General features: G+C 72.1%; 11 protein-coding genes. 6 read left to right on the forward strand and 5 right to left on the reverse strand.

All coding sequences use genetic code 11. From position 1 onward, the window contains the following. Positions 1–184 precede the first annotated feature (184 nt). Positions 185–571, forward strand: a complete 387-nt coding sequence (locus OG580_RS14210; protein WP_267044039.1) for a VOC family protein — start codon at positions 185–187, stop codon at positions 569–571. A gap of 169 nt (positions 572–740) precedes the next feature. On the opposite strand, the gene OG580_RS14215 is transcribed toward OG580_RS14210, so the two are convergent. Further along, positions 741–1577 (reverse strand): hypothetical protein, encoded by an 837-nt coding sequence (locus OG580_RS14215; protein WP_267048001.1) that lies wholly within the window; start codon positions 1575–1577, stop codon positions 741–743. Between the two features lie 147 nt (positions 1578–1724). Here OG580_RS14215 and OG580_RS14220 point away from each other — a divergent pair, with 147 nt between their 5' ends. Further along, positions 1725–2300, forward strand: a complete 576-nt coding sequence (locus OG580_RS14220) for a TetR/AcrR family transcriptional regulator (RefSeq protein WP_267044040.1) — start codon at positions 1725–1727, stop codon at positions 2298–2300. 102 nt (positions 2301–2402) lie between these two features. After that, positions 2403–3662 carry an SGNH/GDSL hydrolase family protein gene (locus tag OG580_RS14225; RefSeq protein WP_267044041.1) on the forward strand — a complete coding sequence of 420 codons (1260 nt, stop codon included), beginning with the start codon at positions 2403–2405 and terminating at the stop codon, positions 3660–3662. A gap of 169 nt (positions 3663–3831) precedes the next feature. Here OG580_RS14225 and mfd read toward each other — a convergent pair whose 3' ends face one another. Further along, positions 3832–7380: a transcription-repair coupling factor gene (mfd, locus tag OG580_RS14230; RefSeq protein WP_267044042.1), complete on the reverse strand. Its 3549-nt coding sequence runs from the start codon at positions 7378–7380 to the stop codon at positions 3832–3834. A gap of 254 nt (positions 7381–7634) precedes the next feature. On the opposite strand from mfd, the gene OG580_RS14235 reads away from it, so the two are divergent. Together OG580_RS14235 and OG580_RS14240 are read left to right on the forward strand one after the other, a co-directional pair. Next, on the forward strand, positions 7635–7880 hold the full coding sequence (locus OG580_RS14235) for a type II toxin-antitoxin system Phd/YefM family antitoxin (RefSeq protein WP_267044043.1): 246 nt from the start codon (positions 7635–7637) through the stop codon (positions 7878–7880). Further along, positions 7877–8245, forward strand: a complete 369-nt coding sequence (locus tag OG580_RS14240; protein WP_267044044.1) for a type II toxin-antitoxin system VapC family toxin — start codon at positions 7877–7879, stop codon at positions 8243–8245. Before OG580_RS14235 ends, OG580_RS14240 begins: the two co-directional genes overlap by 4 nt. A 101-nt stretch (positions 8246–8346) precedes the next feature. Here OG580_RS14240 and OG580_RS14245 read toward each other — a convergent pair whose 3' ends face one another. Both OG580_RS14245 and OG580_RS14250 read right to left on the reverse strand, forming a co-directional pair. Beyond that, complete coding sequence (locus OG580_RS14245) at positions 8347–10926, reverse strand: ABC transporter permease (RefSeq protein WP_267044045.1); 2580 nt, start codon at positions 10924–10926, stop codon at positions 8347–8349. After that, complete coding sequence (locus OG580_RS14250; RefSeq protein ID WP_267044046.1) at positions 10923–11711, reverse strand: ABC transporter ATP-binding protein; 789 nt, start codon at positions 11709–11711, stop codon at positions 10923–10925. Before OG580_RS14250 ends, OG580_RS14245 begins: the two co-directional genes overlap by 4 nt. Positions 11712–11901: 190 nt before the next feature. Here OG580_RS14250 and OG580_RS14255 point away from each other — a divergent pair, with 190 nt between their 5' ends. Then, complete coding sequence (locus tag OG580_RS14255; protein WP_267044047.1) at positions 11902–13461, forward strand: MFS transporter; 1560 nt, start codon at positions 11902–11904, stop codon at positions 13459–13461. Here OG580_RS14255 and OG580_RS14260 read toward each other — a convergent pair. Continuing rightward, complete coding sequence (locus OG580_RS14260; protein ID WP_267044048.1) at positions 13458–14228, reverse strand: helix-turn-helix domain-containing protein; 771 nt, start codon at positions 14226–14228, stop codon at positions 13458–13460. The two genes, OG580_RS14255 and OG580_RS14260, sit on opposite strands and share 4 nt — an antisense overlap. Positions 14229–14345: the final 117 nt, after the last annotated feature.

Genomic DNA, 14345 nt, shown 5'->3' on the forward strand with positions numbered 1-14345 from the left:
GACGAGTGACGACAACGCGGCGAGGCGCGGTGCCAGACCCCGCGAGCCCGGCCTGATCGACAAGACGCCCCCTAGGCCTGAGGGCCGTGCGACCGTCGGACGAACGGCGGTGCGAGGATGGCGCCCGCGTTCCGGGAGACGACCGGGGCGAGGACTCAGACACGTTTCGAGGCACGGAGGCGACATGGCCAAGGAAATCCAAGTGGCGTACGACTGCGCTGATCCGCTCGCGCAGGCGACGTTCTGGGCCGAGGCCCTGGGCTATCGCCTCCCGCCGTCGTCCGAGCCCGAGAACACCTGGGCGGCCATCTCGGATCCGGACGGCAAGGGGCCTCGGCTGTACTTCCAGATGGTCCCGGAGGGGAGGACGGCGGCGAAGAACCGCCTCCACCTGGACGTGCGTTCGGCACCCGGCCTGACTGGGGACGAGCGGATGGCCGTGCTGGAGCTGGAGGCCGCCAGGCTGGAGGGGCTGGGAGCGAAGCGGCTGTACCGGCTCGACGCCGACAGTGAGAACGAGGGCATCATCGTGATGGACGACCCCGAGGGAAACATCTTCTGCCTGGACTGAGGGCGGGGCGCCCGGCTTGAGCGGGCGCCGACTTGAGCCGACTCGGGCCTGAGCCGACTCGGGCCTGAGCGGGCGCAGGCCTGAGCGGGCGCAGGCCTGAGCGGACTCGGGCCTGAGCCGCACTCCGGCCCGCGAAGGCCCCGCCTGCCGGTCGGCGGGCGGGGCGTTCTCAGATCTTGCCGATCCCGAGCGTGTTCTCGGACGGCAGCAGGCCGGAGCCGATCGCGGCCAGCCAGGGGCCGCCGAGGAGTTCGGCGAGTCGCCCGGTGCCCTCGGGGCCGAGGGCGTCCCAGGGGCCGGCGGCCAGTTCGTCCGTACGCAGCTCGACCTCGGCGCGCAGGGCGCGGCCCGCCTCGGTGGCCGCGCCGGCCTCGTCGACGAGCCCCCGGGCGGCGAGGCGCGCGCGGGCGGCGGACCATTCGGCGGCGGACCAGCCGCGACTCCCGAAGACGGCCTCGGGGGCGGCGCCGACCGCCGCGAAGGAGACGAGCGCCTCGACCGGGTCGAGGTCGGCGGCGAGCAGCGCGGCGAGGTGCCCGTCGCCGCGGTGCTCACGCAGGACCGTCGCGGCCTGCCAGAGGACGAGATGCGGGGCCTCGGGCCAGGGCAGGGCGGCGTTGGCGGCGGCGAGTGGCCGTCCCGCAGCCACGGCCGACTCGGCGGCACGGCGGGCGAGTTCGGCGGCCTCGGCGAGCTCGGGGCTCTTGACCGTGCCCTCGCCGAGGACGGCGCGGTAGGTGCGGTCGACGGCCCGGAGGCGGGCGGCGAGCACGTCACCGGGGGCCGCGGACGTCGCGCCCGGTACGTAGCGGGCGACCATCTCGGGGCTGAAGCTGTAGAAGGCCGAGGCGACCCGGACGGGGCCGGCCGCGCCGAGCGGGGCGGAGCGCCAGGCGAAGTAGGAGGGCCAGCGTTCGCCGGTCTCGTAGCCGAGGGCGGCGGCCTCGTCGAAGGCCTCGGGGGCGTAGTAGAGCAGGGCGTGCAGGGGTTCGAGCAGGTGCCACATCTGACGTACTCGGCCGGATTCCACAGCGGTCTCCCTCGCGATCGAGCGATCTACTCACTCACTCACTCACTCATCGACTTGTCACTGACAAGATTGCACCCGGCCCGCAAACTTGTCAACGCCTAGATAGGGGCTAGGCTGGCTGCCATGACGAGCCGGAAGACCTACCACCACGGCGACCTGCGGCAGTCCGTCCTCGCCGCCGCCCTCGACGTGATCGCCGCCGAAGGCCCCGGAGCGCTGAGCCTGCGCGACCTCGCGCGCCGCGCGGGCGTCTCGCACGCCGCCCCCGCCCACCACTTCAAGGACCGCGCCGGACTCCTCACCGCGATCGCCACCGAGGGGTACGACCTCCTGGCCGCGGCCCTCGCCGCGGCGCCCGAGCTGCGCGAACGCGGCGTGCGCTACGTACGGTTCGCGACGGACCACCCCGCCCACTTCCAGGTCATGTTCCAGCCGGAGCTGCTCCGCACCGACGACCCGGAACTCCTCGCCGCCAAGGAGCGGGCCTCCGCCGAACTCCGGGCGGGCGTCGCCGGCCTCCGGACCGCCCCGGACGCCCGCGCGGCCGGCATCGCCGCCTGGTCGCTCGCCCACGGCTTCGCGACGCTGCTCCTGACGCGAAACGTCGACGCGGCGCTGGACGGCCGGGACCCCGAGGAGTACTTCCGCTCGCTGACGGGCCTGCTCTTCACCGGCGGACTCGCCACGGAGGCCCCCTAGGTCGCGGCCAGGGCTCAACTACGCAGCAACCAAACTCCGCCTGAGCCCCCATCAGGCCACACGGCCGGGAATACCCCGCGCCAGCCCGTAATTGACGCAAGCATGCGATCAACGAGCACCCTCCGCCGCGCCGCCACCGCCCTCCTCACCGTCGCCGCCCTCGGCATCGCCCCCACCGCGCTCGCCGACACCGGCCACCAGGGCCCCTCCTGGCGCGCCGCCTGGGCCGCGTCGCCGCAGTCGCCGACCGCGCCCTTCAGTGCCAACTGGTCGCTGCAGGGCTTCGCCGACCAGACGGTCCGCCAGGTCGTCAGGGTCACCACCGGTGGCACCCGGGCCCGGATCGAGCTGACGAACCGTTACGGCACCACGCCCCTGCGGATCACGGGCGCGACCGTCGCCCGTACGGACAAGGGCAGCGCGGTACGCCCCGGATCCATACGCCAGCTCCGCTTCGACGGCCGGGCGTCCGTCACGATCCCCGCCGGCGGCACGCTCCTCAGCGACGCCGCGAACCTCCCCGTCGAGGCCTTCGGCTCGCTCACCGTCACCCTCTACCTGGCGGACGCGACCGGCCCCGCGACCTTCCACCACTTCTCCTCGGCCACCAGCTACCGGGCCGACGGCGACCACCGCGCCGACCTGGCCGGCACGGCCTTCGACGAGACCAGCGCATCCTGGTACTTCCTCTCCGGCGTCGAGGTCACCGGCGGCCGGGACACCGGACGCCGGAACGGCGTCGTGACCTTCGGGGACTCCATCACCGACGGCGTCGGCTCCACGCTCGACACCGACAACCGCTACCCCGACCAGCTGGCGGAACGCCTCGCCGAGGCCGGCCGGCCCCGCGCCGTCGTCAACCACGGCATCGCCGGCAACCAGGTCGTCAACGACACCACCTGGGCGGGCGACAAGGCCCTCTCGCGCTTCCGTAAGGACGTCCTGACGGAGCCCGGCGTCCGGACCGTGATCATCCTCGAGGGCATCAACGACATCGGCGGCAGCACGACGACCTTCCCCGCCGCGCCCACCCCCGACGTCTCCGCCGAGCGGCTGATCGCGGGCCACCGCACCCTGATCCGCGAGGCCCACGCGAAGGGCCTCAAGGCCGTCGGCGCGACCCTCACCCCGATCAAGGGCTCCTTCTACTACTCCCCGGCGAACGAGGCCAAGCGGGACGCCGTCAACGAGTGGATCCGCACGTCCGGCGCGTACGACGCGGTCGTCGACTTCGACCGCGCGGTCGCGGACCCGGCGGACCCGGACCGCATGCTCACGGCGTACGACTCGGGCGACGCCCTGCACCCGAACGACGCGGGCTACACGGCGATGGCCGGGGCAGTGGACCTCGACGAGCTGTGACAGAGGCGTGCCCCGGCCGGTCCGGAGGGACCGCCCGGGGCACGCTTCACTTCACCACTCCGGATCCGTCGTCACGACCTCGGAATCACCGTCACGACCTCAGATCGCCGTCACGACCTCAGATCGCCGTCTCGACCCCGAAACCGCCGTCACGACCCCGGAACCGCCGTCACGACCCCAGGATCGTCGTCAGGAACTCGCCCGTCCACGCGAGGAGTTCGCGCCCGACCACCGGCTTCCCGCCGATCTTGCCCGACGTGGGGCGCGGGACCAGGATCTGGTGGACGGCCGGCTTGATCACCGTGCGCGGGTACAGGCGCTTCAGGCGCAGCTCCTGCGACTCCCTCAACTCCACCGGCGCGAAGCGGATGTTCGGGCCCTGGAGGACGATCTCGCCGACGCCGCACGCGCGCGCCAGCATCCGCAGGCCCGCCACCAGGAGCAGGTTCTCGACCGGCTCCGGCAGCTTGCCGTACCGGTCGGTGAGCTCCTCGCGTACGGCCCTGATGTCCTCCTCCGAGTTCGCGGAGGCGATCGAGCGGTAGGCCTGGAGCCGCAGCCGCTCCCCCGGCGCGTAGTCGTGCGGCATGTGGGCGTCGACCGGGAGCTCGATCTTGACCTCCAGCGGCGCCTCCTCCTCCGGGCCGCCCTCCATCTGCGCCCGGTAGTCCGCGACCGCCTCGCCGACCATCCGGACGTACAGGTCGAAGCCGACGCCCGCGATGTGACCGGACTGCTCGCCGCCGAGCAGGTTGCCCGCGCCGCGGATCTCCAGGTCCTTCATCGCCACGTACATGCCGGCGCCCATCTCGGTGTGCTGGGCGATCGTCGCGAGCCGCTCGTGCGCGGTCTCCGTCAGCGGCTTCTCCGGCGGGTACAGGAAGTACGCGTAACCCCGCTCGCGGCCTCGGCCGACGCGGCCGCGCAGCTGGTGGAGCTGTGAGAGGCCGAAGTTGTCGCCGCGCTCGACGATGAGGGTGTTGGCGTTGGAGATGTCGATGCCGGACTCGACGATCGTCGTGGAGACGAGGACGTCGAACTTCTTCTCCCAGAAGTCGACGACCACCTGCTCCAGGGCGCTCTCGCTCATCTGGCCGTGGGCGGTCGCGATCCGCGCCTCGGGCACGATCTCGCGCAGTCGCGCCGCGGCCCGGTCGATCGAGTCGACACGGTTGTGGATGTAGAAGACCTGTCCCTCGCGGAGGAGTTCGCGCCGGATCGCGGCGCCGATCTGCTTCTCCTCGTACGGGCCGACGAAGGTGAGGACCGGGTGCCGCTCCTCCGGCGGGGTGGTGATCGTCGACATCTCGCGGATGCCCGTCACCGCCATCTCCAGGGTGCGCGGAATCGGGGTGGCCGACATCGTCAGCACGTCGACGTTGGCGCGGAGCTTCTTCAGCTGCTCCTTGTGCTCGACGCCGAAGCGCTGCTCCTCGTCGACGATGACCAGGCCCAGGTCCTTGAACTTCGTCTCGGAGGAGAAGAGGCGGTGGGTGCCGATGACGACGTCGACCGAGCCCTCCCGCAGCCCCTCCAGCGTCGCCTTCGACTCGGTGTCGCTCTGGAAGCGGGACAGCGCCCGCACCTTCACCGGGAACTGCGAGTACCGCTCGCCGAACGTGCCGAAGTGCTGCTGCACGAGGAGCGTCGTCGGGACGAGGACCGCGACCTGCTTGCCGTCCTGGACCGCCTTGAACGCCGCCCGTACCGCGATCTCCGTCTTGCCGTAGCCGACGTCGCCGCAGATCAGACGGTCCATGGGGACCGTCTTCTCCATGTCCTCCTTCACCTCGGCGATGGTGGACAGCTGGTCGGGCGTCTCCGCGTACGGGAAGGCGTCCTCCAGCTCGCGCTGCCACGGGGTGTCCTGGCCGAAGGCGTGGCCGGGGGCCGCCATCCGGGCCGAGTACAGCTTGATCAGGTCGGCGGCGATCTCCTTGACGGCCTTCTTCGCGCGCGCCTTCGTCTTCGTCCAGTCCGCGCCGCCGAGCCGGTGCAGGGTCGGCGCCTCGCCGCCCACGTACTTGGTGACCTGCTCCAGCTGGTCGGTGGGGATGTACAGCCGGTCGCCGGGCTGGCCGCGCTTGGCGGGGGCGTACTCGACGAGGAGGTACTCGCGGGTCGCGCCCTGCACGGTCCGCTGGACCATCTCCACGTACCGGCCGACGCCGTGCTGCTCGTGCACGATGTAGTCGCCGACCTCCAGGGTCAGCGGGTCGATGGTCTTGCGGCGCTTGGCCGGCATCCGCTGGCCGTCCTTGCCGGCCGCCTTCTGGCCGGACAGGTCGGTCTCGGTGAGGACGGCGAGCTTGAGCGCCGGGTCGACGAAGCCGAAGTCGATGGAGCCGGTCGACACGTGCACGACGGACGGCGAGATCTCCGCGAGGTCCCCCGTCTTCGAATCGAGCACAGTGAGGCGGGCGGCGATGCCCTCGCCGCCGAGGACCTCGACCGTACGGGTCGCGGGGCCGTGGGCCTCCGTCACGTACACCGTGCGCCAGCCGTCGGCCAGCCAGCCCTTGGTGTCGGCGAGCGCCCGGGCGGTGTCCCCGCGGTACGACTCCGGGGCGCGCATGCCGAGGAGCAGGGTGTCCCCCGACAGGACCTCGTCCGCCGCGAACGGCGCCACCGACCACCAGGCGATGTCCAGCTCGCGCGCCCGGTCCCGTACGTCCGCGATCCCCCACAGGGAGGCGGCGCCGACGTCGATCGGGGCCTCGCCGCCGCCGGCCGTCGCCGCCCACGAGGCCTGGAGGAACTCCTGCGACGTCGCCACCAGGTCCGAGGCCCGGGTCCGGACCCGCTCGGGGTCGCAGACCACGGCCATGGCGCCCTTCGGCAGCACGTCGAGCAGCAGCTCCATGTCGTCGACGAGGACCGGGGCCAGGGACTCCATGCCCTCGACCGCGATGCCCTCCGCGATCTTGTTCAGGAGCTCGCCCAGCTCCGGGTGGGCCTCGGCCAGCGCCCGGGCCCGCTCCCGTACGTCCTCGGTCAGCAGCAGTTCGCGGCAGGGCGGCGCCCACAGACCGTGCTCGGCGACTTCGAGGGATCGCTGGTCCGCCACCTTGAAGTAGCGGATCTCCTCGACGTCGTCGCCCCAGAACTCGATGCGGAGCGGGTGCTCCTCGGTGGGCGGGAAGACGTCCAGGATGCCGCCGCGCACGGCGAACTCGCCGCGCTTCTCGACGAGCTCGACCCGGGAGTACGCGGCGGCCGCGAGGCCCTCGACGATCTCGTTCAGGTCCGCGCTCTGGCCACTGCGCAGGGCCACGGGCTCCAGGTCGCCGAGGCCCTTGACCTGCGGCTGGAGTACGGAGCGGATCGGCGCGACGACGACGCTGACGGGGCCGGCGGCCGGGTCGTCGTCGCGCGGGTGCGCGAGGCGGCGCAGCACGGCGAGACGGCGGCCGACGGTGTCGGAGCGGGGCGAGAGCCGCTCGTGCGGCAGGGTCTCCCAGGAGGGGTACTCGACGACCTTGTCCGGGTCGAGGAGCGAGCGGAGCGCGGCGGCCAGGTCCTCGGCCTCCCGCCCGGTCGCGGTGACGGCCAGGACAGGGCGCCCCGAGTCACGGGCGAGCGCGGCGACGGCGAACGGGCGCGCGGCGGCCGGCCCGACCAGGTCGACGTGCGGGCGGTTCCCGTCGGCGGCGGCCTTCACCGCTTCGGCGAGGGCCGCGTCCTTGACGACTACATCAAGCAGGCCGTGCAGGCTCATGGAGCTTTCCATCCCGGGTTCGGAGTACGGGCGCGGTGGCGCGGGGGCGGACAACGCGAACAGCCCGACACGTCGAACGGGCCGGGGTGGTCCCGGACCTGCCACGGCCCGGATGCGCCCCCAGCCTACGACGTGCCACTGTCACTCGCCCGAAGGAAAGGGGCCACTCCGGGGAGTGACGGAGCTGGCAGCCGGACCGCTCGTACGACTAAACTTAGTCCCCCACTTAGTCCACCTAGCTGTGAGAGGCCGCGATGGAAGCAGCCCGGCAGTACAACGTCCACGAGGCGAAGACCCACTTCTCCAAGATCCTGGAGGCGGTCGCGACCGGCGAGGAGGTGATCATCAGCAAGTCCGGCGAACCGGTCGCGAAGGTGATCCCGCTGGCCGGCAAGGTCCACCGGAGCGACTACGGCTCCCTCAAGGGCCGGATCACCCTGGCCGACGACTTCGACGACCTCCCCGAGGGCTTCGACGAGGCCTTCGGAGCCGACGAGTGAAGCTCCTTCTCGACACGCACGTCGTCCTGTGGTGGCTCAGCGGAGAGCTCCCGGACAAGACTCGCGACCTGCTTGCCGGGGAGCGCTGGGTCTACATGAGCGCGGTGACCCCCTGGGAGCTCTCCGTCAAGCAGGCCACGGGCAAACTCGACGCCCCCGTGGATGTCGCGGAGCGGGCCCGGGCCACGCAGTTCCTCCCGCTGCCGATCGTCGCGGAGCACGGCGTCCGCGCCGGACAGCTCCCGCCCCACCACCGCGACCCCTTCGACCGGATACTGATCGCCCAGGCACAGACCGAAGGGCTCACCCTCGTGACCCGGGACAAGCACATCCCCCGCTACGACGTGCCGGTGCTCACCGTCTGAGCATGCCGAACGGCCCCGGTGGACCTGGCAGGGTCCACCGGGGCCGTGCTCCCCCGTTCCGTCCCGCGACCGCTACTCGCTCGCGATCGCGTTCAGGACGTCTACTCGCTCGCGATCGCGTTCAGGACGTTCATCCGGCCCGCCCGGAAGGCCGGGACCAGGGCGGCGAAGAGGCCCACGAAGGCCGAGCCGACGAAGACGGTGAGGATCGTCGGCCAGGGGATCTCCAGGACGCCGAGGCCCTCCAGGGCGAGGAGCTTCTGGGCGGCCGTGCCCCAGCCCATGCCCAGGCCGAGGCCGAGGAGGGCGCCGAAGAGGGCGATGACCACCGATTCCAGACGGATCATGCGGCGCAGCTGGCGGCGGGAGAGGCCGATGGCGCGCATGAGGCCGATCTCGCGGGTCCGCTCGACGACCGAGAGGGCCAGGGTGTTCACGACGCCGAGGATCGCGACGACGATCGCGAGGGCGAGGAGCCCGTACACGATGTTGAGGAGCTGGCCGACCTGGCCCTTCAGGTCCTCCTTGTAGTCGGCCTGGTTGCTCGCCTTGTACTGCGGGTAGGGCGCGAGGGCGTCCTTGACGGCCTGGTAGGCCTGGGTCTCCTGGCCCTCCTTCGCGCTGGCGAGGAGGAGCAGGCTGTGCGGCATCCGGTCGGCGGGGACGTACCGGGCGAGGGTGGTGATGTTGGTGTACATCACGCCCGAGTCGACGCCGCCGGTGTCCTCGGTGATCGCCATGACCTTGAGCTTCGCCGTCTCGCCGCCCTTGAACTCGACGGGCAGGACGTCGCCGACCTTCACGCCGTGCTCGGCGGCGTACTCGCTGCCGACGGACATGGCGTCCGTACCGTAGGCGTCGGCGAGCGTGCCCGCCGTGGTCTCCCGGCGCAGGTCCTTCATGTACGTCGGGTCGGTGGCGGCCAGCTCGACGGCCTTCGCGGTGCGGCCGCCCGGGTCGGTGATCGTGGCGTCGACCCACCTGTACTCGGTGACGTGGTCGAGGCCCGGGACCTTCTCCAGGGCTGCCTGTGCCTGCGGCACGATCGGCTGGCCGGTGCCGGACTGGACGATGTAGTCGGCGCCGACGGAGCGGTCCAGTTCCTCGGTGGCCGAGGCGACCATCGAGGAGCCGACCACCGACAGGCAGGCGACCAGGGCGAGGCCGATCATCAGGGCCGCGCCGGTGGCGCCGGTGCGGCGCGGGTTGCGCAGGGCGTTGCGCTCGGCCATCCGGCCGACCGGGCCGAAGACCCGCAGGACGACGACGCCGAGGGCCCGGACCACCCCGCCGGCGAGGAGCGGGCCGATGACGATGAAGCCGAGGAGGGAGAGGACGACGCCGAGGCCGAGCCAGAGCGAGCCGGGGCCGGCTTCCTCGGCGCGGGTCGCGGTCCACAGCGCGGCGGCGCCGGCGGCGGTGAGGGCGAGGCCGAGCCCGCCCCGGACCCGTCCGGCCTTCCCGTCGGCGGGGGTGCCGGCGTCGCGGAGGGCGGCCATCGGGGAGACCTTGCCGGCCCGGCGGGCCGGGATGTAGGCGGAGAGGACGGTGACGACGACGCCGAGGGCGAGGCCGATGGCGGGGGTCGTCCACGCGACGGTGAGGTCGCGGGTGGAGAGCTCCATGCCCATCGAGGACATGAGCTTCATGAGGCCGACGGCGAGACCGACGCCCGCCGCGACTCCGGCGACCGAGCCGACCAGGCCGAGGAGCAGCGCCTCGACGAGGACGGAGCGGTTGATCTGCTTGCGGCTGGAGCCGATGGCCCGCATGAGGCCGATCTCGCGGGTGCGCTGGGCGACCAGCATGGAGAAGGTGTTGACGATGAGGAAGATGCCGACGAGGAAGGCGATCCCGGCGAAGCCGAGCATCGCGTACTTCATGACGTCGAGGAACCCGGCGACGTCCTCGCGGCCCGCGTCGGCGGCCTCGGCGGCGGTCTGGAGCTTGTAGCCGTCGCCCCCGATGGCCGCGGCGATGTTCGCCTTCAGCGCGTCGTCACTGACACCGGGCTTCGCGTCGGCCTGGATCTGCGTGAACAGGCCTTCCTTGCCGAGGAGTTCGCGCTGCGCGGTGGCCGTGTCGAAGTAGACGAGGGTGGCGCCGGGGTTGGTGACCTTGAAGTCGACGATGCCGGAGATCTTCGCCGTGAAGTCGCCGTCGACGGCGATGGTCCGCAGCTCGTCGCCGATCTTCAGGCCGTGCTTCTCGGCGGTGGCGCCGTCGACGACCACGTCGGTGGGGCCGCGCGGCTCGTGGCCGGAGACGAGCTCCACCGAACGGAGCTCGTTGGGGGTCCAGTTGAGGGCGATGGTCGGGGCGCCGCTGGTGGGCCCGACGTTCTCGTTCTCGGCGTCGACGACGGTGACGCTGGTGGAGGCGATCGCGCCCTGCGCGGCCTGGACGCCCTCCGCCTTCCCGACCTGCTCGACGAGCGAGGCGGGGAGGGACTCGGGGCGGCCGGTCTGCGGGCTCTCGTCCTCCGCCGCCGCGCCCCTCGGGCTGACGCTGACGTCGGAGGCGGTCGACGCGAAGAGCTTGTCGAACGTCGTGTTCATGGTGTCGGTGAAGACGAGCGTCCCACTGACGAAGGCGACGGAGAGGAGGACGGCGACGGCGGAGAGCGCCATGCGTCCCTTGTGCGCGAGGAAGTTGCGCAGCGAGGTCTTGAGGACGGTCATGACGTCCGCCCGCGCGCGTCGAAGTCCTTCATCCGGTCGAGGACGGCGTCGGCGGTGGGCCGCTCCATCTCGTCGACGATCCGCCCGTCGGCGAGGTAGAGGACGCGGTCGGCGTACGAGGCGGCGACCGGGTCGTGGGTGACCATGACGATCGTCTGCCCCAGCTCGTCGACGGACTGCCGCAGGAAGCCGAGGACCTCGGCGCCGGCCCGGGAGTCGAGGTTGCCGGTCGGCTCGTCACCGAAGATGATCTCGGGCCGGGCGGCGAGCGCGCGGGCCACGGCGACGCGCTGCTGCTGCCCGCCGGAGAGCTCGTTCGGCCGGTGCTTGAGGCGGTCGGAGAGACCCACCGTGTCGACGACCCGCCGCAGCCACTCGGCGTCCGGCTTGCGTCCGGCGATGTCCATCGGGAGCGTGATGTTCTCGATGGCGCTCAGGGTCGGCAGCAGGTTGAACGCCTGGAAGATGAAGCCGATCCGGTCCCGGCGGAGCTGGGTGAGCTTCTTGTCCTTGAGCCCGGTGATCTCGGTCTCGTCGAGGAAGATCTCGCCGCTGGTGACGGTGTCGAGCCCGGCGAGGCAGTGCATCAGGGTCGACTTGCCGGAACCCGAGGGCCCCATGATCGCGGTGAAGGCACCACGGGCGATGTCCACGTCGACGGAGTCCAGCGCGACGACCCGGGTCTCCCCCGCGCCGTACGCCTTGACGACCTGTCGCGCCCGCGCGGCGACGGCCGTACGCCCTCCGGTGTCCCCGTGCCTGGGGATGGTCACAGCCGAAGTCACGGTCTTCTCCTAGGAGCAGTGGGTGGGTTGTAAGACCAAGTTAAGAAGCGAAACCCGCACTTCTCGTCCTCCGCCGGGACGACCGATCCCTGGCTCTCATGGGGGAGATCCCCCTAGGGGTTCCTCCGACCCTGGTACTGGTGAGACCCTGTCGACGAACATTTAGGTGTACGAAGAAAGGAATCTCGCGGTGACCGAGCCGTCCACGACACCGGCGGGAGCAGGCGGGCCCGGGACCCCGGCCGCCACCGCACCCCCCGAGCCCCGAACGGCCGCACGCCGAGGCCCCGTCGTGGCCGCCCTCATGCTCGGCATGGGGCTCGCCGCCATCGACGGCACGATCGTCTCCACCGCCGTCCCCCAGATCGTCGGCGACCTCGGCGGGCTCGCCGTCTTCTCCTGGCTGTTCTCCGGCTACCTGCTCGCCGTCACCGTGACCCTGCCGGTGTACGGGAAGCTCAGCGACACCTTCGGCCGCAAGCCCGTCCTCATCGCCGGAGTCGTCCTCTTCCTCATCGGCTCCCTGCTGTGCGCGGCCGCCTGGAACATGGCCTCCCTCATCGCCTTCCGCGTCGTCCAGGGCCTCGGCGGCGGCGCGCTCCAGGGCACGATCCAGACGATCGCCGCCGACCTGTACCCGCTGAAGGAGCGCCCCAGGATCCAGGCGCGGCTCTCCTCCGTCTGGGCCGCGTCCTCGGTCGCCGGCCCGGCGGTCGGCGGCCTGCTCGCCGGATACGCCGACTGGCGCTGGATCTTCCTGATCAACCTGCCGATCGGGCTCGTCGCGCTCTGGCTCATCTGCCGCCACCTGGTGGAACCGAAGCGCACCGCACCCCGGGAGCGCCCCCGCATCGACTGGGCCGGCGCGCTCGCCGTGTTCGCCACCGGTGCCCTGCTCATCACCGCGCTCGTCCAGGGCGGCGTCGCCTGGCCCTGGCTCTCCGCCCCGTCCCTCGGCCTGCTCGGCGGGGCCGCCGCCCTCGGCGCGCTCACCGTCGTCATCGAGCGCCGCGCGGCCGAACCGATCATCCCCGGCTGGGTCTGGCGCCGCCGCACGATAGCCGCCGTCAACCTGTCGCTGGGTGCCCTGGGCCTCCTGATGGTCGCCCCGACGGTCTTCCTCCCGACGTACGCGCAATCCGTCCTCGGCCTGGGCCCGATAGCCGCCGGCTTCGTCCTCTCCTCCTGGACGCTGAGCTGGCCGGTCACGGCAGCGCTCTCCAACCGCGTCTACAACCGCATCGGCTTCCGCTCGACCGCCGTCCTCGGCATCTCGGGCGCGCTGCTCCTGCTGCTCGCGTTCCCGTTCCTGCCGTTCCCCGGCGAACCGTGGCAGCCGGCTCTGCTGATGCTGCTGCTCGGCGGCACGCTGGGCCTCTTCCAACTGCCGCTGATCGTCGGGGTCCAGTCGACCGTCCCGTACGAGGAGAGGGGCACGACGACGGCCTCGGTCCTCTTCTGCCGCCAGGTCGGCCAGAGCGTCGGCGCGGCGCTCTTCGGCGCGGTCGCGAACGGCGTCCTCGCGGCCCGCCTCGGCGGCGGCACCGACCTGGACACCCTGGCCCGCGCCCTGGACGACCCCGCGTCCCTCACCGCCGAGACGATGGACCACCTGCGCCGGGCGGTCGACGCGGCCGTCGACTACGTCTACCTGGGAGCGGCGGGCGCGGCGGCCCTGGCCCTCCTGGCCCTGCTCACCCTGGCACCGCGCCGCTTCCCGGTCCTGAAGGAGCTGAAGGAGGAGGACTAACTGTGGTGAACCGGTGCGTCGCCCCTGTCACCGGCCATGTCACCGGCCATGTCACCGGCCAGGTCACCGGCCATGTCCCGCCAGTGCCTCTCGGCGGAACGGATGAGGTCGTCGCCGAGGCGCTCGAAGAATCGGCCTGCCAGGGCGAGCCGGGATCCGGCAGCGGTCCCGGCTCCGAAGAGCTCGGCGCCGCGCAGCGCGGTGGCGGCGAACCGCTGGTTGGCGGCCACGCTGGCCGCGACGGTCCGCAGGCCCGCCTTGTCGTCGAGGAAGTACCGGTGTCGGCGGCCACGGTCGTCGCGACCGCGGCGGATCAGTTCCTGCCGTTCCAGCAGGCGGACCGCGTACGAGATGGTCGCCGCGCTGACCCGCAGGTGCTGCGCCATCTCGATGGCGGTGCGACTGCCGGTCTCGGAGGTGAACAGGCAGGCCATCACGCGGGCGGCGGTGCGCGGGAGGCCGGTCTCGACGAGTGCTGTGGTGAGGTCGGTGACGAACGCGGCCGTCGCGTCGGGGTCGGGGCCCAGACGCTCGACGGTCCGCCGCACCGGGGCGGGGGGCCGCGGCCGGCGCTGGGCTCGGTGGGTGGTCGCGAGCTGTGCCAGATCCGCGCGGTACCGGGCAGGTCCACCGTTGCGCGCGACCTCGCGGCCCACCGTCGAGGCGGGACGGTTCAGGCGTCTGGCGATGTCGGCGTAGCTCAGGCGCTGCGCCAGCCCTGCGGCGATCTGTTGCCGGTCGGCTCCGGTCAGCCTGCGTCCTGGCATCGGGGTCGGTTCCTCTGCTTCGGTCGTCTCGACACCCAGTGTGTGCACGGGGCGCCGGTCGTTGCAACACCCTCCCCTTCGCCGTGCATTGACCATCACCGTCATTGCAATCGCCAG

This window comes from Streptomyces sp. NBC_00094, from assembly GCF_026343125.1.
Taxonomy (GTDB): domain Bacteria; phylum Actinomycetota; class Actinomycetes; order Streptomycetales; family Streptomycetaceae; genus Streptomyces.

What these genes read in the sequence shown, in the direction of transcription:
- OG580_RS14235 (WP_267044043.1), top strand. Translation starts at nt 7,635, where the DNA reads ATGGAAGCAGCCCGGCAGTACAACGTCCACGAGGCGAAGACCCACTTC.
- OG580_RS14215 (WP_267048001.1), bottom strand. Translation starts at nt 1,577, where the DNA reads ATGTGGCACCTGCTCGAACCCCTGCACGCCCTGCTCTACTACGCCCCC.
- OG580_RS14220 (WP_267044040.1), top strand. Translation starts at nt 1,725, where the DNA reads ATGACGAGCCGGAAGACCTACCACCACGGCGACCTGCGGCAGTCCGTC.
- OG580_RS14210 (WP_267044039.1), top strand. Translation starts at nt 185, where the DNA reads ATGGCCAAGGAAATCCAAGTGGCGTACGACTGCGCTGATCCGCTCGCG.
- OG580_RS14245 (WP_267044045.1), bottom strand. Translation starts at nt 10,926, where the DNA reads ATGACCGTCCTCAAGACCTCGCTGCGCAACTTCCTCGCGCACAAGGGA.
- OG580_RS14225 (WP_267044041.1), top strand. Translation starts at nt 2,403, where the DNA reads ATGCGATCAACGAGCACCCTCCGCCGCGCCGCCACCGCCCTCCTCACC.
- mfd (WP_267044042.1), bottom strand. Translation starts at nt 7,380, where the DNA reads ATGAGCCTGCACGGCCTGCTTGATGTAGTCGTCAAGGACGCGGCCCTC.
- OG580_RS14260 (WP_267044048.1), bottom strand. Translation starts at nt 14,228, where the DNA reads ATGCCAGGACGCAGGCTGACCGGAGCCGACCGGCAACAGATCGCCGCA.